The sequence below is a fragment of the Chthoniobacter flavus Ellin428 genome (genome assembly GCF_000173075.1).
GTDB classification, from domain to species: Bacteria; Verrucomicrobiota; Verrucomicrobiia; order Chthoniobacterales; family Chthoniobacteraceae; genus Chthoniobacter; species Chthoniobacter flavus.
Genome location: NZ_ABVL01000040.1, coordinates 19,028 through 37,629, shown reverse-complemented (window position 1 = coordinate 37,629; position 18,602 = coordinate 19,028). Strand labels below are relative to the sequence as shown.

The following is an 18,602-nucleotide window of genomic DNA, read 5'->3' as shown; positions in this document are numbered from 1 at the left end:
TAAACGCCACAGGCGCGTGTCCTCTTCGCCCAAAAGTGCGCCCACTTCCAAGACCGGCATCTGGGTGCACAGCAGCATCGCCCAAGCTTCGAACATCAAGGTAAACCCACTGCCAGGTCGCGCCCAAGGCACCTCCACCTGCACTACCTTACCCTCCGGCGTCTTCACCCGCGGCACTCGGGCTACCAATTCGGTCTGGTATTGGAAAAAATTCAGATGCCGCCAGCTCTTCTCCACCGTGTCGTGCACCGGGCAAAGCAACTGATGCTCCGCTCCAGGTGCGCAAAATTTGCTCCCAGCCACAAAGTCCAGTTTGAGCGTTAAGCGGTGTGCTTCTTGGTCCAATTGGCAGTCGCTGACTTTCCATTCCGGGGTCAGTTGCAGCGCGAGCGTGAAGAGTTCCTTGGCATCCATTTCCCCCTATTGCCCCTCAATCCCAGCCCCTCGTCAATCTCCCGGTTCCTCACCAGCCGACCTCTGTTCCCCCTAGAGGAGGGGTTCGGGGAACCGTGGTTCCCTGATCCTCTTCCAACCCGCAACGCCGCCATCTTCCCACTCAAAATAGCGAGGAGCCAGAATGAGAGATGAGGAACTTGTGTTGCGGTTTGTGGCGTTCGCGTTGCATGGAAAATCCTCGTACCGTACTCCTCAGAAGCATTGGCTAAATGATGCTGCAAAAAAAGGCAGGAAGTATACTCCCGAGAAAATTGGCCAAGTGAAGAATCTTTGGGAAAGCGCGTTGGAAACCGCGCTGGCGTGGTTCGAGCCAAAAGAGTGTTTCCGCCGATTGCCGCCGACGTCCAAAACGATAAATCGAGCGCTGTTTGATCTCGTGATGTTCTCTGCGATGGCTGTCCGCCCGGGAGAGGCCGCAAAAATTCGCCCGAAAGTAAGGAAGCGGTTTGCCGAACTGATGCGCAATGAAGAATTCTTGGATTTAATCAGCCGTGCCGTGGATCATAAAAAGCGAACGTTGCGCCGCTTTGAAATTTGGAGCGCAATTATGCCGACTAGGGATGAGTAAGTTTACCTCAGCTTACATCTCGTTTGTTTCTAGGTTGAACGAAGTAGAGGACTTACGGCGCATGGCAGCGCAGAAAGAGAAGGCAGACGCCATCGCTAATAGTGCACAGATTAACGCCCTTTGCCGCGGAGCCGTAGTATTACTCTGCTCACATGTAGAGGCATACGTTAAAGAGGTGGGTGAAGTTGCGCTGACGCATGTGCACGGAAAGTCTGTGGGCCGTGACAAACTCGTCAATCGCCTTTTTTATCACATTTCAAAGGCAGTTATCGATGAAATCAAAGACACTGAAGATCACGACCGCCTTGCGGAGAAGTGCTTTGGTTTTATTACGACAGAAACACCTTATTGGTCAAAAGTGGGCGCCTTCCCAAATCCGCTGCCGGTCGACAAATTCAATAAGGGTTTTAGCAATCCTGGCTTCAAGAAAATATCCGCCTATTTTAATCGATTCGGATACGACAATTATAAAACCCACCTTTCAGCGCGATTGGCCGCCTCTTATCATGCAGTGGTGAATATGGTGGAGCATATGGTAGACACTCGTAACAAAATCGCTCACGGCAATCCGGCAGCAACGAAGACGCCACACGACCTCAAGGAAATGATTCGGCTTGTGCAAATTTTTTGTAGGGCTACCGATTTGACCTTTGGGGCCTGGTGTAAAGCGAATCTTTGCACCATTCGGTAGGCCACTTGCAGATAGTGTATACCGAATCGGCAATATATGCGTGCGAAGAAGAACCAAGCGGAGCCCGCGACTGCAAAAGGACGGAAGATCTCGCCGAGAGAAAGGCCGCGCGCGAATGACGCCTCTATCGCGGTTCGCCCGGCCTTTTGCGCATTTACGCTTGAAGACGAGTGGCACGGACGGCGAAGACTGCGAGGCCTCGGAAAATCTCTCGACGTAGCCAAGTTCGCTCCGAACGCTTCAGGGGAAACATTCTCAATTTACCGTGCCGCACTCGGCGATGGTGAGCCGAAACTCTACGCGAAATGGTTTACCTGTGTCAATCAAGTGGGGGAGATTGTTCACAGGGAAAAGTATGTCCGCCCGACACAAGAGCAGGCGACGCGTGACCTACTGAATATCGCCAAAGATGCTACGGCACTGCTTGCCGAATTGCTCAATAGACAACCTGAGCTTTGCAAGAGTATAGCGGCGAGCATGTCGGAATGGCCGGTTTTGGTGGATCGAACATCCGAGCGTTCTTTGACACGCTCGACCACGGCGTGCTGATGGGAATACTCCAAAAGCGGGTCAAAGACGGAGTGATCCTGAAACTGGTCGCCAAGTGGCTAAAGGCTGGAGTGATGGAGGCTGGGGCGCTGAGCTACCCGGAAGCGGGCACGCCGCAAGGCGGCGTGATCAGCCCGCTGCTGAGTAACATCTACCTGCATGAGGTGCTCGACGAGTGGTTCGAGGCGGCGGTGATACCGCGGCTGCAAGGCCGCGGGTTCATGGTGCGCTACGCGGATGACTTCGTCATGGGCTTCGAATGCCGGGAAGATGCCGAGCGGGTGATGAAAGCGTTGCCGGGGCGCTTTGGGCGCTATGGGTTGAAACTCCATGAGGGCAAAACACGACTCGTGCGCTTCGGGAAACCGGAGGACGGGTCGGGAGGCGGCGGCGGCAGTGGAAAACCCGAAACGTTCGACTTCCTTGGCTTCACTCATCATTGGGCGAAGTCGCGAAAGGGGCGCTGGTACATCCAGCGCAAGACGGCGCGCAAGCGCTTGCGTCGAGCGTTGAAAACCATCCACCAGTGGTGCCGGCAAAACCAGCATCGTCCGGTGGAGGAACTGATGCGAGAACTCGGACGCAAGCTCCAAGGTCACTATGCCTATTACGGCATCACGTGTAACTATCGGAGCCTGGCCCAGTTCTACGAAGGAGCAACCCAGCGAATGAGGTGGTGGTTAAACCGGCGCAGCCGGCAGCAGGATGGGATGTCGTGGGAACGCTTCAAGAAACTCATCAGAGAGGTCTATCCGTTGCCCAGACCACGAATCGTTCATTCCGTCTGATGAGCAAAACCGTCCTTCTGAGGAACCGTATGCCTTAATTGGGCTCGTACGGGTCTGTGGGGGAGCCGCCGGGAAACCGGCGGCTCTACCCCGGAAGAGAAAGCGAATCCGGCCGCTTTACCAGAGATTATCGCTGGTTGTTCCGCCGGGTTCTTCGACTGCGCTCCAGTCGTTACACTCCCTCCACTCCGCTCAGAATGACACGCGAGGAAAGCGGCCGTTTATTTCGCAGTCCCAGACCCCGGTCCAGGCTGGCATACCAATGCTCCGCCTCCGCGAGGTCGTACTTAACGATTGGATGGAAGGCGAGAGCGAACCTCATCCCGAATTTCGTCGAAATACCGCGCCAATTCCTCGCGTGTCTCCACGCGCCGGAACTGCTCCGGATGGTCGATATATTCCTGTTTGCGCCGCCGCAACTCGGTCTTGATCTCTTCGGATGTATCCTCCGACCCGGGGGGAAGAATTCTCTCCCGGTTTTCGAAGAACCAGACGGCAAATTGGTGCCGCTCTTCCTTGGAGAGCGCTAGCACTTGTTCTGTGAGTTCGACGAGACTCATCAGCGGAAACCTACTTCTGCACCACGGTCCTGGCGAACGAAAAGCGATTGTTCGATCTCGTTCCCGAACTTGAGCGGAGCGAGAGGTCAGGGCGGAGAGGAGCCCGCCTCCCCTCCTCGGCAACGCAGTTGCCCCGGATGGGGGCATTCCCAAAGCCCCACTTTGGGAACGAGAGAGGGTGGGAAGGATGGCGCTTCGGTGCAGGGTGGGAGCGGATTCAGTTCCGCAATGCCCTGGCTGGCCTTGTCGGCGGAGCTGGCGAGGGTTATGGGTGGGCGCAGGCGATTTTCTGAATCTTTCCGCATGTCTCCGAGAATGTTCCTCCTTCGCGTCTTCAGCGTGGCATGGGCGGTGGCGGTCTGCCCGATTTCGGCGTTGCTCTTGCTGACGGCGGTCACGGGGCGGGGCAGGATGTTTGCCATCGGCGCGCTGCTGCTGGGCGCCGCGCCGGCGTTGGCCTGGCTGCGACGATCGGGGAGTCAGGGGCGCTGGCGGACGACCGCGGGGCTGGCGGCGTTCGTGTTGTGGGGCCTGATCACGTTCGGGTTGGTCGTCGTTTCGCCCAACGGAGCGCCACGCAAAGACGCGCGGGTGCAGAACCGTTACTCCGATGGGGGCTGGCACTACCCGCGGTTCGCACTGGGAGCGCTGCTGCCGGAAATCGATCAGCTCCTCCTCGGCTTCCGGCTGGTGCCGATGGCGGATTCGCTATTTTCCATGAAGCAGTCGCGGGAAATCTCCGGCCTGACCCGAAGCATTTACGCGGAGTTGGAAGCGGACGACGACTTCCGCGCGCTGGGTTCCGTCCTGCCGGAGACGTACGACGAGATTTGGGGCCGGCGTTTCAATCACGGCCATTACTTCCTCTACATCCCGCCGCGCCTGGATCGGAAGATCCCCGCGCCCGTGCTCGTCTTCCTCCACGGGAGCGGGGGCAATTTCGAGGCCTACACGTGGCTGCTGTCGAAGGTGGCGGACGAGCGTGGGATGGTGCTCATCGCGCCCACTTTCGGCATGGGCAACTGGGACGCGCAACACAGCGGGCCGGTGGTGATGGCGGCGCTGGAGGATGCGGCCAGGGTCATCCCGCTGGACCTGAGCCAGGTGCACCTGGCGGGCCTTTCCAATGGCGGGCTCGGGGTCAGTTACGTGGCGGCTTCGGAAGCAGGCCGCCGGTTCCGTTCCTTCATTTTCCTGTCGCCGGTGTGTGATGACGACGCGCTGAGTTCGAAGGAATTTACGATCCAAGCGCGGGACAAGCCGGTGCTGATCGTCACCGGCGAGAGCGACGACCGGGTGCCGCTGCCGTCTGTGGTGAGCTGCGCCGCGCTGATGAAAAGTGCGGGGGCGCGGGTCGAGATGAGTGCCTACCCGGGGGCGGACCATTTTCTGGTCTTCAGCCATCGCGAACGCTTCCTGAAACAATTGTCCGACTGGCTGGGGCGGCAATCGGTGCCGCACGCGTCGCCGTGACAGGCCGGTGATGATTTCGCCCGCGAATGGGGCGGTGTCACGGTTGAGAGGGGAAGATAGGCGTGGGAGGTGAAAACGCGCTCCTCGGACGGTCTGGGCCGGGGTGCCGCCGTAGAGGACCGCAGCGTCGGCGCCGGCAGAAGCCACGGGCAAAGAGAGGTCTTCACGACGCGGATGAAACCTCGGGATCGCGCGCGACGGCAAATGCGCAAACCGCGTGGAACTCCTGGGTTTTGACAGGCGTTGATCGGCAGTGCGTCCTGCGCGCCGCGGGCGATGAGGATCGTGGGGTGAATTCCGCGGTCATTATTTACACCCTGTAAATAAACTCGGGGACGGGGACTTTATTTACACACGGCCCTATATAAATATAGGAGCCGTGTAAATAAAAGTCCCCCCAGGTCCCGGATGACTTGTTTTACAGGCCTGTGAGACCTGTAAATTAAGTTGTAAATAAAGTCCGGCAACGCCCCCCGAAGAGGGTCGGGTTCTGGATCCCGATGCGTGTTTCCGGCCGGCCTTTTCCACGTGGAACATTCCATTCAAAGAGCTCTTCGACGGCGATGAGTCGGTCGATGCAGTGGCGGACATGGATCGCGGTCCGGAGAGGAGCCCGCCTCCCCTCCTCGGCGACGCAGTTGCCCCGGATAGGTGCTGACCACAGTACTCTTCTGCCGCGGATCGCGGACGAGGTGGTGGTTCCATCGGCTGTTGCGCACGAACTCTCGCACGACTCGACACCGGAAACACGAACGGCCGCAAGCCGGCGCGTTCAATTGGCTGGCCTTTCCCTTCCTTTTCTTTAAACCAGAAGGTCCGCGGGTTTTTCCCACCCGCGCCTTTTCTGTATGCCGACTTTTATCTCGCTCGATCAGGTCAAGGATCCCAAGAAATATGGCGAAGTGCTCAAAAAGGCGGCGCTGGCCGTGAAGTCGGAAGAACCCAAGAACTTCTTCTTCCTCGCCAGCTTCGATTTCGGAAAAGAAAAGAAGCCCCTGCTGCTGATTGATTATCAGGCGAATATGGTGGGCAACCTTCCGGGAAGACCGACGCCCAAGGCCAAAGGCGAAGTCGTCCGGAACGCACGCAACGAGTTGCAGTTTACGGCTGGCAAAGGGGTCTGTGTGGAATTGCAGACGCTGCTCACCAAGCATCTGATCCAGGATACCGTTTTCATTCCGGCGGACGAAGGTGATGGTGCCACCCCAGCGGCGGCGGCAGTCAATGCGCCCGTCAAGGCGGCGTCAGCGCCTGCCCCGGGAAAATTTCCCGTGCCGCAGCGGGCCGCCGGACCGGCCAAGGTGGCAGCGGTTACTCCCACACCCGGAGGAACTACTCCTCGAGCAGCCGCGTCGGGTGGAGCGACGCCGGCGCATCCTGCGACGCCGCCCGTGAGGGCGAACTCGGGATCCACTCCCGCCCAACCCCAAGCCGCTCCCGCCAATCCCGCTTTCAGGAGAGCGGCGCCCAATCCCGCAGCCGCTCCAGCCACACCCACGACGCCCACCCGGCCGGCAGGAACGCCACCAACGGCCGGAGGGGTTGGAATCGCGAGGACCAGAGCCACTCCGCCACCGGCTGGGACGGCGGCGACGCCGCCCCGTAATCCGGCAGGCCCGCAGGCAGCCGCAGGGCCACAGGCTGCGGCTCCGCTCCACCCTGCAGCAGGACCACAAGGTGCCGCCGCGCCTCACCCTGCAGCCGGCCCGCAGCCAGCCGCAGGCCCGCAGGCTGCGGTCCCGCCCCAAGCGGCAGCAGCACCGCAGGCCACGCCCGTAGCGACCCTTCCGAATAGAAAAGCGAAGTGCCAAAGCCAGTTCGACTTCCTCAAGGCGCAAACGTGGCCGAATGTCTCGGATGCGGAAAAGGCCAAAGTGTTGAACGCTCTTGCTGTGGATTTGGCGCAATGTGACGACTCGGATATTGCGACGGTGGAGAAGGATTTGCGGACGGAGCTGAACAAGCGGCTGGACCCAGCCGCTCCGCGGTGGAGTTCGATCAAAGATGTGGATCAGTTTTTCCTGATCCCGGCGCAACGGAAGGACCAGGAACTGAAGCTGTCCGAGGAACTGCGGGCTTTGACTTCGTTGGCGACGTCCAAATCTCCCGGCCATCCGGTGATCAAAGAAATGGGAGATTTGCTCGGCAAACTGACGGCCTTCAATACGGCGGTTACCGGCTGCGTGGACCCAGCCGAAATGAAGAATCTCTTTGAGGAATTCAAAGGTCTCCAGAAAGAGCGGGAGGACCTCGGCAAAAAGGTCCGGCCGTTGTGGATCGACGATCAAAAGGCCCGCTATCGGGACGAGATGGAAAAGGCCAAAACGGCCGGAAAACAATCGTCCTCGGGCAAAATGCTCCTCGCCTTGGGCGATGAGGCCTTCATGGAAATGGCCCGGATGTCCGAGACCATGGTGGTCAATGCGAACGCGACGGCGAAAAGGGAGAACGCAGCGGCGGCGGCCCGGGCGCAGGCGGCGGCGAGCAAGGGCGGAAAGGTGGCCAAGGAGAAACCGAAGATGGAAAACTTTGATCCCTACAAACCGAATCCCGACGGCGTGCCTTCGGAGCCGATGGAGATGGGCGAAGTGGCTTCGATTTACGGTTACTCCACGCAGGATTTCACCTCGATCAACGCCATCCTGCGCGGCTCCAAGGTCAATCCCGCCGAGGACACCACGCTGCCGGCCGGCGGCGATACGCCCAAGACGGATTTTCGTCCCTACATTGAAGCCTGCAAAAGCGCGCTGAGGAAGCTGCCCGTCTACAAGGGCACGGTGCGCCGCTGCGACAAAAACCTGCCCGACGTGGGCGACAAAGAATTGCTGACTTCCGGGTCCCGCAGCGACAAGGCCTTTGTCAGCACCGGCCTGAAAACCGTCCCGGGATTTGGCGAGATCGTCAGCATCATCAGCGACATCAAGACCGGCCGCGAAATCTCCATGTTTTCGCTGCACGGGACGGAAGGCGAAATCCTCTTCCCGCCCGGGGCCGTTTTCAAGTTCGTCAAATTTGTGGATAAGGAGCCTGCCGAGGGCGACAAGGAGAAGCCGAAGGAGATCACGGACATCCGCAAGTTCACCGCGGATCAGCTGAAAAACCTGAAAAAGGGGGTCTTTTATTTCACGCAGAAATCGTGACCACGCTGGAAGCGCGTCCCGCCAGGAACGATTCTTTCATCTTCCGAGCAGCCTGGCCAGCGTGGCGGCGATGGTGTCGAGAGCCTCGCTGTTGGGCAGCGTAACGGTGAGGCGGGGACGACCGTCTTCGCCCGGTTCGATGCACCTGGCCAGACTTTCGCGAAGGGCAGCGGTGGCCGCCGGATTGGGCGGAGTACCGGCCTCGGGAAGGAGATCACCGAGGAAGCTGAAGGCGGCGGTGAGGAGTTGGCCGCCGGATTCGCTGACCTTCTGACGGCGCTCGGCGAGAGCGGTGATTTCCGCGCGCGCCTTGGTTTCGGCGGAAACGTCTGGCGCGGCCGGGGCTGGGGCGCCGAGGAGGACTTCCATGCGACGCTTCAATTCCTCGGTGCCGGAGACGAGCTGCACTTCGCTCAGCGGGCTGTCCGGATCGAGGACGGCGCCGGCCAGCTCGTGTTTCGCGCCGAGGGTGGCAAGGAGGTTTTCCTCGATGGTCTTTTCGGTGACGAAAAGATAGACGTGGACCTTGCGTTTCTGGCCCATGCGATGCGCGCGGGCGATGCGTTGCTCGAGCAGGGCAGGATTCCACGGCAGGTCGACATTGATGACGGTGTCGGCGGCCTGCAGGTTCAGGCCGGTCGAGCCGGCATTGGTGGTGAGGAAGACGCGGCACTGGGGATTGTCTTGGAACTCGGCGACGAGTTGCTTGCGGCGGGCTTGCGGGACTGAGCCGTCGAGCCGGACGAATTTCGCGCGCAGATTTTTCAACTGCGTCTCGATGAGATCGAGCATGGTGGTCCACTCGGAAAAAACGATGATCTTGCGCTCCGGTTCGGCGCAAAGGGCGGCGAGCAATTCGCCGAGCCGCTCGAGTTTGCTCGAATATCCGGGCTCCGTCTTGTCGACGAGAAAGGTGCTGTCGGCGGCCATGCGGCAGGCGGCCAGGGCGCGGCGGAGACGCAGCAGGTCCATCTCGCTGATGAATTTTTTGCGCGTGATGGCTACGACGACTTGAAGATTGGAGTTGTGCAGGGCGAGCTGCTCGTCGGTGGGAGCGATGCGCACGATCTCCGTGGTGCGCGTGGGCACGTCGAGCGCCACGCTGGAGCGGGTGCGGCGCAGGAGCACGGGCGCCAGCCGCTGGCGCAGAGCGGCGAGATTCTTGTAGCCGAGCACTTTGCCGGTCTCGCTTGCGGTGCGGTGCGTGTGAAAGAAACGAAAGGCCGGCCCGAGCCGGCGGTCATCGATGAACTCCACGATGGAAAACAGATCGTCGATCCGGTTTTCCACCGGCGTGCCGGTGAGGACAAGGGCGAACCGGGAGCGCAGCGATTTGATGACGTGGCTGGTTTTCGCCTCCCAGTTTTTGATGCGCTGCGCTTCGTCGAGGATGATGAGATCCCACGGTGTACGCTCGACGGCGAGGTAGTCGCGCAGGACCTGTTCGTAATTGCAGACCGTAAAGAATTCGCCCTCGGCGTATTGCGCGTTGCGCTCGGCGTTGCGGCCAGAGATGAGCCGGACGCCGCGTCCGCAGAAACGGCCGATTTCGGCGGCCCACTGGGATTTGAGCGAGGCGGGACAGACGATGAGCACGCGGGAGATGCCGGCCTCGCGGGCGAGGAATTCCGCCACACCGACGCCCTGGATGGTTTTGCCGAGGCCCATCTCGTCGGCGAGCACCGCGCGGCCGGCGCCGGCGGCGAAGGCGATGCCATCGAGCTGATAAGGCAGCAACTCGGTTTTGAGCAGAGAAGAGCGCAGCGGATGCGCCGCCGGATTCTTCCGAATCTGCGCGACCTGCTCGGAGAGCCGCCGCTGGTGCAGGGCCTGGGCGATGCGCTCCTCGGCGTCGGGGTAGACGACCACCGGCTCGTGGGCGGCTTCCAGTGCTTCCAAGGCGGTGAAGAGCTCGGCGATTTCCTCGATGGTCTGGGCAAAGCGCTCCCGCCACGGACCGAGGATTTTTTCGGCGGCGGGCGAAAGCTTGCGGGGCAGCTCGAAGGCCAGGCGCAATTCGCCATCGTAACGCACGTGCACGGCGATCTCCGTGGGTTGGTAAGCGCGGCGCAGCGCTTCAGCCGGATACCGCCGCCGAATGCGCGTCAGAACGGCGAGCACGTGCTTGCAGGTGCCAAGCGTGTTCTTGCGGAAATCCGGGCACGTGCAAAACGACTGTCCCCGGGCCAGCCCGCGCAAGGCCACGCGGTAGCTCTTGCCGGAAAGTGAGCTGGTCACGAGGTAATCGCACCAAGGGGTTTTGGTGGGGCTCACCGGCGTGATGTCCATTTTCTCCTCGCGGGCCCGCTTCTCTCGCTCGGCCAGCGCCCGCTTTTCGAGAGCCTGTTCGTCCATGAGCTCCCACGGGACATCCATCTTTTCGGGCGGTGCCGTGGCCAGCCCGAGAGCGGTCTTTTCTTCGAGGATGAAAGCCAGGACGGCGGCGGTCCACAGTTCCGCGTCTTCGGACTCGCTGCAGATCCAGCGCACGCCATCGCGGCCGCTGGGAGCGAGCGCGAGCGTGACGACGACGGAAGTTTCTGCGCAAGGAATGACGACCTGAAACGTCGCATCATCCGGCCAGGACACACCGGCCGGATCGATGTCGATCTTCGCTCCCAGCGTGAGCAGCCGGGATCCGTCGGGGCCGAGCCATTTGGCGGCTTGCGCCAGGGTCAGGCGCGAGAGTTTGTCGCGCAGGGTGAGCTTGGATGATTTTCTGGCGTGCACCCGGCTATGGCAGCGAACGCGGTGGCAGTGCGCAACACCAAAGGGGGCGGCGTGGAGACGCAACGCGTGCCGGACAGTTTGCGAGGGTTTCGAATAGAGCCGGCTCTCCGGCAGCGAGTCCCACTCCTGCTGTATTCAGGCCGACTTTCACCGGACGATGCGGAGGTCAGGGGCAGCCCCGAGGGAGGGCTGATACGGAGGCAAGCTCACGGGTGGCGGTGAGGGCGATTCTTGGTGATATGGAAACGATTACCGACCTTCGGTCTCTGCTGAATGACTTGATCCAGACGTGCAAGGATGGGCAGGAGGGATATTTGACGGCAGCGGAGAACGTCGTCGACGAAGAGGCGAAAGAGTTTTGCAATCAGTGCTCGTTGCAGCGGGCGAAGTTCGCCGGAGAGTTGCAGTCGCTGGCGCATGAGCTGGGCAACAGCAATCCCGAATACGCGAGCAGCGTGGCCGGTGCGCTGCATCGCGGATGGATCAACTTGAAGAGCGCGATCGTGAATCGCGAGGCCCATGCGATTTTGCGCGAATGTGAACGGGGCGAAGGCTGCGCCGCGGAGACCTACGACAAGGTGTTGCAACACGCGCTGCCGGCGCCGATCGAGGAGACCGTACGCCGACACGCGACGGCGATTCATGTGGCGCACGAACGTGCGCGGGCGCTCGCGGATGCGGCCGCGCCGCATTGGGTGTGAGCGACGGGGAAATATAAACCACCCTCCCCGCGTGTCATTCTGAGACCCCGAAACCGCTGCGCGGGATTGTTTGCTGTGACAAGAACCAGCCGCCGAGGCTGTGGGGGTCCCCTTGAATATGGCGTGCGGCAACGGCTTTCCTGGGAGGGGCGACTTTCTAGAAAAGACCCTGCGTCGTGGAGCGACGCCCCGAAGAATGGCGCTCCGCGCGTTTGCTCGGTCGGCGACTGGAAAGTCGCCGCTCCCAAGGGAGCGAGTTCCAGTTCGAAACAGGTTCTTCGGGAGCGAAGTCGAAAGCCGAGCGACCGCGAGGAGGGCGGTTTTTCGCGGGCTTTAGGCGAGGAGCTCGTGTTCGGCTTCGGCCCAGTCGCGTAGTGGATCGGGCTGGTCTCCATTGGCGTCGTGATCCAGGCCGATGAAGTAGGCGCGCAGGGCGATGTCGTCGTAGGTTGGCGGTTTGGAATGGGACGATAGGGACAATCGCGCTGGCGCCCGGCGCGATCGCCGGCCGCGCACGGCGACGATGAGCCCGAGCAACGCGAGGCCGAAGAGCAGTCGTCTCATACTCTGGGGAATCGAAAACGCGTCAGCGGTTGGTTCTGCGGATAATGTGCAATCATTTCGGCGGTTCAAAAGCCGGGCGCTCGGCGGATTGCGATTTAGTGGGTGAAACAAACTTCACGGGTTATGGACCAAGAAACTGAACTAATCCGATCAGAAATTCCCGATGTAGAGGACATCGTGCGAACGGAATGCTGGCTCGAAGGTGAACGTCGTGGACACGAGGTGGATCGCCGGGATCCGACCGTGCAGCAGCGGGTGGCGGACATCATTTTGAACGGCGTCGGCGCGGCGTTGCGACGGAAGCATTTGCGGAGGTGTGCGTGACGTGGGCTTGGCGAGGATCCCTAAGAGACTGTGAAATAAAGCGGCAGCGAGATTCTTTGGCCCGCGAATCACACCGATGACGCCAATGAAAAAAATACGCCCATTTGTGTCATTCGCGTAATTCGCGGGCACTTTTTTCACAGTCTCTAACCGCGAAAATGGGGTGACCACGGATTTCACGGATTACGCGGATTCAGAGGAGGTCGTGGATCGTGTGTTTCAATCCGAGTAATCTGCAGCACTAACCCTAAAAATGGACGCAGCTTGCGTAATTTTTTAACCGCGAATGGACGCCAATGAACGCGAATAGAGGAGGAAGATGGAGGCGTTTCTGATTCGCGTCCATTCGCGGTTTTTACTCCACCAACCCCCTCTCCACTTCTTCTCTGCGCCTCCGCGGCCTCTGCGTTTAAAAATTTCTTTGGTTGCGGCTCTCCCGCGCTGCGCCATCCGTGGTGATCGGCGCGAATTGGGACAATGGACGGTGGCCGGATAAGCGGATCTGCGGCGAGGCATCCAATGCATCTACAATCCGCGAAACTTGGCTAAAGCATGTTTCGCAAAATGAAAATGCCGGGCGCGGCGAGGAAGGACGCAGTCGAATTTCTGAAATTATGAATAAGCCGATTCCTCCTGGACTGCGCGCTCTCGCGACGGACTATGACGGGACGCTCGCCCACGATGGGGCCGTGAACGAAACGACGTTGGCCGCTTTGCGAAAGCTGAAGGATGCGCACTTCCGGCTGATCCTCGTGACGGGACGCGAACTGCACGAACTGAAGGCCATCTTTCCGCAGATCACGTGGTTCGATCTCGCGGTGATGGAAAATGGCGGCGTGCTTTATCACCCGCACATTAGTGAGGTGGAGGCGCTCGCCGCACCGCCGCCGAGTGAATTTGTGGCGCGCCTGCATGAGCTTGGCTTGCCATTACAAGTGGGGAAATCGATTGTCGCCACTTGGGAGCCGCACGAGACCGTGGTGTTGCAAACCATCAAAGAGATGGGCCTGGAGTTACAGGTGATTTTCAACAAGGGCGCGGTGATGATTCTGCCGAGCGGGGTGAACAAGGCGACCGGCCTGCGCGCGGCTGCGGAGCGATTGGGCCTCACGCCGGAACAGATCGCGGGGGTGGGCGATGCGGAAAACGATCATGCCTTTCTCAAGATTTGCGGGTTATCCGTGGCGGTGGCCAATGCATTGCCGGCCATCCTGAAGGAAGTGGATTTCGTGACGAAAGCCGATCACGGCGACGGCGTCACCGAACTCATTGGGCATCTGCTGAACCCGACGGAGGCCGTATCATGAGCAAAGTACTGATGATCGATGTCGGCGGGACCAGCGTGAAACTCATGGCGAGCGGGCACGAAGGATTTCGCAAATTTCCGTCGGGGCGCACGCTGACCGGGGCGAAAATGGTGAAGGGCGTGCTCGCGGCGACCGAGGATTGGAATTACGAGGTCGTGACGCTGGGCTTTCCGGGCATTGTGCGCGATGGAAAGGTGGCGCGGAATCCGTTGAACCTCAGTGGCGGCTGGGTGGATTTCGATTTTGAAAAGGCGTTCAAGAAGCCGGTGCGGATCATCAACGACGCGGCCATGCAGGCGCTGGCGAGTTATGAATCGGGGCGGATGCTTTTCCTCGGCCTGGGCACAAGCGTGGGGGCGACGTTGATCGTGGACGATACGATCGTGCCGCTGGAGATCGGGCTCATTCCGCTCTCGAAGTCCGAGGCGTTCATGGATCGGCTGAGCAAGAAAGCGTTGAACACCGATGGCAAGCGGCGCTGGCAGCGGTCGGTCCAGCGTGCGGTGGCGCTCCTGCAGGACATTTTCTTTCCCGATGTATTTCAAATCGGTGGGGGTAACGCCAAGTACGTGGACCCATTGCCGGACAAATGCGAACGCGGTGACAACCAGGATAGTTTCAAGGGCGCGATCCGGATGTGGCCCGGCGCCGACATGCTCGCGGAACCCCTGACGACGACCTGGCGGCTGAAGCGCAACGGTAAGCCGGAGAAAAAGAAGAAAAAATGACGCGCTTCGATCCGGCGATCGCCTCGATGAAGCCGCTCCTACGCACGCTTCACCGGTGGGATGCGATTCAGGGGATGAACCCAATTACTTTCTTATGCTCGCTATCATCGGAATCATCCTGATCCTCCTCTGGCTGCTCGGCTTTCTGCTGCACGTCGCCGGGGCACTCATCCATATCGTCCTGGTCATCGCGCTCATTCTCATCGTGCTGCATTTCCTCACGGGCAAACGGGCGACCTGACCGAATGGGCGAATCTTGACCGAAACTACTGCCATGAAAACGCTGATCGTGGAAATCGAAGATTCGACGAAGGCGGAGCTCGTGGAAAGAGTCGAAGTGAAACACCTGAGCGATCTGGGGGGTGAGGTGAAGGAAGCGATCGAAGATTTCGTGCGGTTGAATGAAGGCGCGCTGATGCCGCCGGTGTCGATTCGCGTGAAGGAAAAAGGACGCGAAGACGAAGGTTGAGGGAAGCCGGACCGCAGTCGAATGGGAGAGAGATTATCCTAGAAGCGGGACTAGGAATGGCCACAAAAAGGCCCAAGAAGCACAAAAAGAAATGTTCCTTAGAGGGTGTACCGAAACACAATGTGTAGGGAGGAAGGACCACGGATTGCGCGGATTACAGAAATCCGCGTCGGCTCGTCTCATCCGTGCAATCCGCGTAATCCGTGGTCAAAAATCCAGCCGTCCGATTTTCGGTAGACTCCCTTGAGCCAGTAGGTCGCGCTCATCGACACCCTGCGGATGACCCTGCCGTTTCCGCAGGGACCTCCTTTTGTGCCTTTTGTGGCCATTCATTCCCTTATCCAGGAGGTCGTATTCTTCCCATCCTTCCTGTGCGTTGGAAGCGGCTCCCCGGAAGATGCAGGCAAAGATGTTCCCGCTTCGCGGTTTATGCTTCGTGGACGCGGCCTACAATTTTATTGCGACAAATTCTCAACTACTGCTATTTTCCCCATCCCTCGATCCATGCAGACCGCGTCCCACAAGCCGACTTACACGCTGGCCCGTGCCAGGGTCGGCGAACGTTTGCGGGTGGTGACGATCTGCCCGGACTGCCCTGAGTGCCTCCGGCTGAGGGAGTTAGGATTTCAAGACCGGGTGGAAGTACGCAAGGTCGCGGACGGTGCGGCGATCATTTGCTCGATCATGGGCATGCGGGTGGCCATCGGCCGGGACCTCGGTGAACACGTGCGTGTGGAGAAGATTGCCGCATGACGACCGACGCCGGCGAGACGCTCAGCTCCCTCCCGCTCGGCCAGAAAGGCCGCGTGCTCGGCTTCGCCCTGCCGCCGGAACATCGGCAACGCCTGCTGGAAATGGGGCTCACGGTGGGCGCCCAGTTCGAAGTGATCCGTTTTGCGCCGCTCGGCGACCCCATTGATATCAAGGTGCGCGGTTACCACCTTTCCTTGCGGAAAAACGAAGCCGCCGGCGTGTTCGTCGCGCGTCTTTAGCCATGGCCAGTCCTGTATCGACCTCTGCTGCCCCGTCGTCTTCCCGTGAGGTCACGCGCTACGTGGCCATCGCGGGCAACCCGAACTGCGGCAAGAGCACGATTTTCAATGCCCTGACCGGTCTCCGCCAAAAGGTGGGCAACTATCCCGGCGTGACGGTCGAGAAAAAGACCGGCCGTTTCTTCGGCAGCCATGGCGAGGCCATGGAACTCCTCGACCTGCCGGGCAGCTACAGCCTGCAGGTGCGTTCGCCCGATGAAGCCGTCGCCCGCGACGTGCTGCTCGGCCGCCAGGCGGATACGCCGCGCCCGGACGCAATCATTTGCGTGGTCGACGCGAGCAACCTGGAGCGCAACCTGTATCTGGTCGCGCAGATGCTTGAGCTGAATATCCCGATCGTCGTCGCGCTGAACATGGTCGACGTCGCGGAAAAGAATGGCGTGGTCATCGACATCATGGCGCTGCGCGAAAAGCTCGGCGTGCCGGTGATCGCGATGGTCGCGACGAAAGGCGTGGGTCTGATCGAGCTGCGCCAGGCGGTGTCCCGCTCGCCGCTGCCGCCGCCGACGATCTGGACGCAGATGCCCATCGTGCTCGAACGCGAGGTCATGGGCCTGGCCAGGCAATTGCCCGTGGCGCCGGATATTGCCCGCGCGGAAGCATTGCTCCTGCTCACTCTGCACGAGGCCGCGCTCGATGAAGTCACGCACCACGATCGCGCGATCATCGAGGCGACCAAGGCCGCGCAACAGCGTCTCGGCACCGCGGGTATCGATCCGATTTCCGCTCCGGTGGATGCGCGTTACGATTGGATCGGCCAGGTGTGCGCCGCCGCCCATCATACCGGCGACAGCCATTTCGCCGCTTCGGTTTCCGACAAGGTCGACGGCTGGCTCACGCACCGCGTCTGGGGCTGGGTGGCGTTCCTCGGGATGATGGCGCTGATGTTTTTCTGCATCTTCACCGTCGCGCAGGTGCCGATGGATTGGATCAAGGACGGCTCGGACTGGCTGGGCAAGTGGGTCACCGACCACCTGCCGGAGAGCGATCTGCGCGGACTGCTGACCGATGGCGTGATTGCCGGGGTCGGTGGCGTGGTCGTCTTCCTGCCGCAGATTCTCATTCTCTATTTCTTCCTCGGGATCCTCGAGGACACCGGCTACATGGCGCGCGCCGCGTTCATCATGGACCGGCTCATGTCGAAGGCCGGGCTGCACGGCAAGTCCTTCATCCCGATGCTGAGCAGCTTCGCCTGCGCCATCCCGGGCATCATGGCCACGCGCACGATCGAGAACCGCAAGGATCGTCTCGTCACCATTCTCGTCGCGCCGCTCATGAGCTGCTCGGCGCGTCTGCCGGTTTATTCGCTGATGATCGCGGTGCTGATTCCCGGCCATTCGGCGATGCAGAAGGCGGGCATCATGCTCTGCATGTATCTGCTCGGCATCTTCGTAGCCTTCGGCATGGCGTGGGTCTTCAAGCGGAAGCTGCTCAAAGGCGAGACGCCGATGCTGCTCCTCGAAATGCCGCCCTACCGCATGCCTTCCTGGAAAGGCGTGGCGTTGCGCATGTGGGAACGTTCGGGGCTCTTCATGCGCCGTGCGGGCACAGTCATTCTCGCGCTCTCCGTCCTGCTCTGGGCGCTGGCCACTTATCCGAAGCCGTCCGATCCGAAGGCGACGCCTTCCGAGGCGCTGGCGCAAAGTTTCGCCGGCCGCATGGGCCACGCGATCGAGCCCGCGATCAAGCCGCTCGGCTACGATTGGAAGATCGGCATCGGCCTGATCGGCAGCTTTGCCGCGCGCGAAGTTTTCGTTGGCACCATGTCGATCGTTTACAGCGTGGAGAGCAAGGACAAGGAGGACATCGCACCGCTGCGCGATACGATGACGAATGAGAAACGGAACGACGGTTCGCCGATGTTCACCCCGCTCGTTTGCATCGGGCTGATGGTGTTTTATGTTCTCGCCATGCAGTGCATCAGCACCGTGGCCGTCGTGCGCCGGGAAACGAATTCCTGGCGCTGGCCGTTGTTCCAAATCTTCTACATGACCGGGCTCGCCTGGGCCGGCGCGTTCATTGTTTACCAGGGCGGCAAACTCCTCGGCTTCCACTAGCTAATGAACCCGCTCATCGATCAACTTTCCGTCGCCGCCCTCGTCGGTGGGGCGCTGGCGTTTTTCATCGTGCGTTTCCTGCGCAAACGCGCGGCGGGGAAAAATTGCGGGAGCGATTGCGGCTGCGGGACGTCGAAGGCAAGCAAGGCGGGGCGGTAGGGTTTACCGAAAAACCCGGCCTTATTCCGCTGGCGGCTCTTCTCGAACCGCCCTCGATTCCTCCAATTCCGGCACGCGGTCGTCCTCATATTTCTCAATGAGCAGGCCGATGACCTCCATGAGCGACGCCAGTGGATGGCTCTCGTCGTTACCCACCTCGTCGATAAGCTCATCAAGCAAAGCGACCAGACGATAGTCGCCTTCGTTATGGGCGACGAAGACGGATTCTGACACCTTGGGCCAGTGGGCGAGTGTGGTTTTCAGGGTTTCGGTCATTCTTTCCAGG

The 18,602-nt window shown here is 60.4% G+C and carries 19 protein-coding genes; 14 read left to right on the top strand and 5 right to left on the bottom strand.

The window, feature by feature from the left end:
- On the bottom strand, positions 1–414 hold a 414-nt coding region (locus CFE428DRAFT_RS31035), incomplete at its 3' end, for a helix-turn-helix domain-containing protein (RefSeq protein WP_042726176.1).
- A 163-nt stretch (positions 415–577) separates the two neighbouring features.
- Between CFE428DRAFT_RS31035 and CFE428DRAFT_RS31030 the strand changes: the two genes are divergently transcribed.
- The 5 genes from CFE428DRAFT_RS31030 to CFE428DRAFT_RS34820 all read left to right on the top strand — a co-directional run bounded on the left by CFE428DRAFT_RS31030 (position 578) and on the right by CFE428DRAFT_RS34820 (position 8,225).
- Positions 578–1,024, top strand: a complete 447-nt coding sequence (locus CFE428DRAFT_RS31030) for a hypothetical protein (protein ID WP_042726175.1) — start codon at positions 578–580, stop codon at positions 1,022–1,024.
- Positions 1,017–1,715: an MAE_28990/MAE_18760 family HEPN-like nuclease gene (locus CFE428DRAFT_RS31025; protein WP_006983705.1), complete on the top strand. Its 699-nt coding sequence runs from the start codon at positions 1,017–1,019 to the stop codon at positions 1,713–1,715. Before CFE428DRAFT_RS31030 ends, CFE428DRAFT_RS31025 begins: the two co-directional genes overlap by 8 nt.
- 455 nt (positions 1,716–2,170) lie before the next feature.
- Positions 2,171–3,052 carry a reverse transcriptase domain-containing protein gene (locus CFE428DRAFT_RS31020; RefSeq protein WP_237705585.1) on the top strand — a complete coding sequence of 294 codons (882 nt, stop codon included), beginning with the start codon at positions 2,171–2,173 and terminating at the stop codon, positions 3,050–3,052.
- 875 nt (positions 3,053–3,927) lie between these two features.
- Positions 3,928–5,085 (top strand): prolyl oligopeptidase family serine peptidase, encoded by a 1,158-nt coding sequence (locus CFE428DRAFT_RS31010; RefSeq protein ID WP_006983700.1) that lies wholly within the window; start codon positions 3,928–3,930, stop codon positions 5,083–5,085.
- Between the two features lie 848 nt (positions 5,086–5,933).
- The gene (locus tag CFE428DRAFT_RS34820; protein ID WP_006983699.1) at positions 5,934–8,225 is read left to right on the top strand and encodes an ADP-ribosyltransferase family protein; all 2,292 of its coding nucleotides are present in this window, start codon (positions 5,934–5,936) and stop codon (positions 8,223–8,225) included.
- A 36-nt stretch (positions 8,226–8,261) separates the two neighbouring features.
- Here the strand turns inward: CFE428DRAFT_RS34820 and CFE428DRAFT_RS31000 are convergent, their stop codons facing one another.
- Entirely contained in the window at positions 8,262–10,955 is a 2,694-nt protein-coding gene (locus tag CFE428DRAFT_RS31000) for a DEAD/DEAH box helicase (RefSeq protein ID WP_006983698.1), read from the bottom strand.
- Between the two features lie 239 nt (positions 10,956–11,194).
- Here CFE428DRAFT_RS31000 and CFE428DRAFT_RS38090 point away from each other — a divergent pair, with 239 nt between their 5' ends.
- On the top strand, positions 11,195–11,656 hold the full coding sequence (locus CFE428DRAFT_RS38090) for a ferritin-like domain-containing protein (RefSeq protein ID WP_006983697.1): 462 nt from the start codon (positions 11,195–11,197) through the stop codon (positions 11,654–11,656).
- Positions 11,657–11,989: 333 nt separating this feature from the next.
- Here the strand turns inward: CFE428DRAFT_RS38090 and CFE428DRAFT_RS30990 are convergent, their stop codons facing one another.
- Complete coding sequence (locus CFE428DRAFT_RS30990) at positions 11,990–12,220, bottom strand: hypothetical protein (protein ID WP_006983696.1); 231 nt, start codon at positions 12,218–12,220, stop codon at positions 11,990–11,992.
- Positions 12,221–12,370: 150 nt separating this feature from the next.
- Positions 12,371–12,724: a hypothetical protein gene (locus CFE428DRAFT_RS30985; protein WP_006983695.1), complete on the bottom strand. Its 354-nt coding sequence runs from the start codon at positions 12,722–12,724 to the stop codon at positions 12,371–12,373.
- Positions 12,725–13,158: 434 nt separating this feature from the next.
- Here CFE428DRAFT_RS30985 and CFE428DRAFT_RS30980 point away from each other — a divergent pair, with 434 nt between their 5' ends.
- From CFE428DRAFT_RS30980 to CFE428DRAFT_RS36450, 8 genes are all read left to right on the top strand, one after another.
- Positions 13,159–13,851 carry an HAD family hydrolase gene (locus CFE428DRAFT_RS30980; protein ID WP_006983694.1) on the top strand — a complete coding sequence of 231 codons (693 nt, stop codon included), beginning with the start codon at positions 13,159–13,161 and terminating at the stop codon, positions 13,849–13,851.
- Positions 13,848–14,579, top strand: coding sequence for an ROK family protein (locus CFE428DRAFT_RS30975; RefSeq protein WP_006983693.1), 732 nt, complete (start codon positions 13,848–13,850; stop codon positions 14,577–14,579). Before CFE428DRAFT_RS30980 ends, CFE428DRAFT_RS30975 begins: the two co-directional genes overlap by 4 nt.
- A 94-nt stretch (positions 14,580–14,673) precedes the next feature.
- Positions 14,674–14,820, top strand: coding sequence for a lmo0937 family membrane protein (locus CFE428DRAFT_RS38085; protein ID WP_006983692.1), 147 nt, complete (start codon positions 14,674–14,676; stop codon positions 14,818–14,820).
- Positions 14,821–14,853: 33 nt separating this feature from the next.
- Positions 14,854–15,048, top strand: a complete 195-nt coding sequence (locus CFE428DRAFT_RS30970) for a hypothetical protein (RefSeq protein WP_006983691.1) — start codon at positions 14,854–14,856, stop codon at positions 15,046–15,048.
- 504 nt (positions 15,049–15,552) lie between these two features.
- Complete coding sequence (locus tag CFE428DRAFT_RS38080; RefSeq protein ID WP_006983690.1) at positions 15,553–15,801, top strand: FeoA family protein; 249 nt, start codon at positions 15,553–15,555, stop codon at positions 15,799–15,801.
- Complete coding sequence (locus CFE428DRAFT_RS30960; RefSeq protein WP_006983689.1) at positions 15,798–16,040, top strand: FeoA family protein; 243 nt, start codon at positions 15,798–15,800, stop codon at positions 16,038–16,040. Before CFE428DRAFT_RS38080 ends, CFE428DRAFT_RS30960 begins: the two co-directional genes overlap by 4 nt.
- 2 nt (positions 16,041–16,042) lie before the next feature.
- Positions 16,043–18,157, top strand: coding sequence for a ferrous iron transport protein B (feoB, locus tag CFE428DRAFT_RS30955; RefSeq protein ID WP_006983688.1), 2,115 nt, complete (start codon positions 16,043–16,045; stop codon positions 18,155–18,157).
- A gap of 3 nt (positions 18,158–18,160) precedes the next feature.
- Complete coding sequence (locus tag CFE428DRAFT_RS36450; protein ID WP_006983687.1) at positions 18,161–18,316, top strand: FeoB-associated Cys-rich membrane protein; 156 nt, start codon at positions 18,161–18,163, stop codon at positions 18,314–18,316.
- A gap of 21 nt (positions 18,317–18,337) precedes the next feature.
- Here the strand turns inward: CFE428DRAFT_RS36450 and CFE428DRAFT_RS30950 are convergent, their stop codons facing one another.
- Positions 18,338–18,592: a hypothetical protein gene (locus CFE428DRAFT_RS30950; protein WP_006983686.1), complete on the bottom strand. Its 255-nt coding sequence runs from the start codon at positions 18,590–18,592 to the stop codon at positions 18,338–18,340.
- Positions 18,593–18,602: the final 10 nt, after the last annotated feature.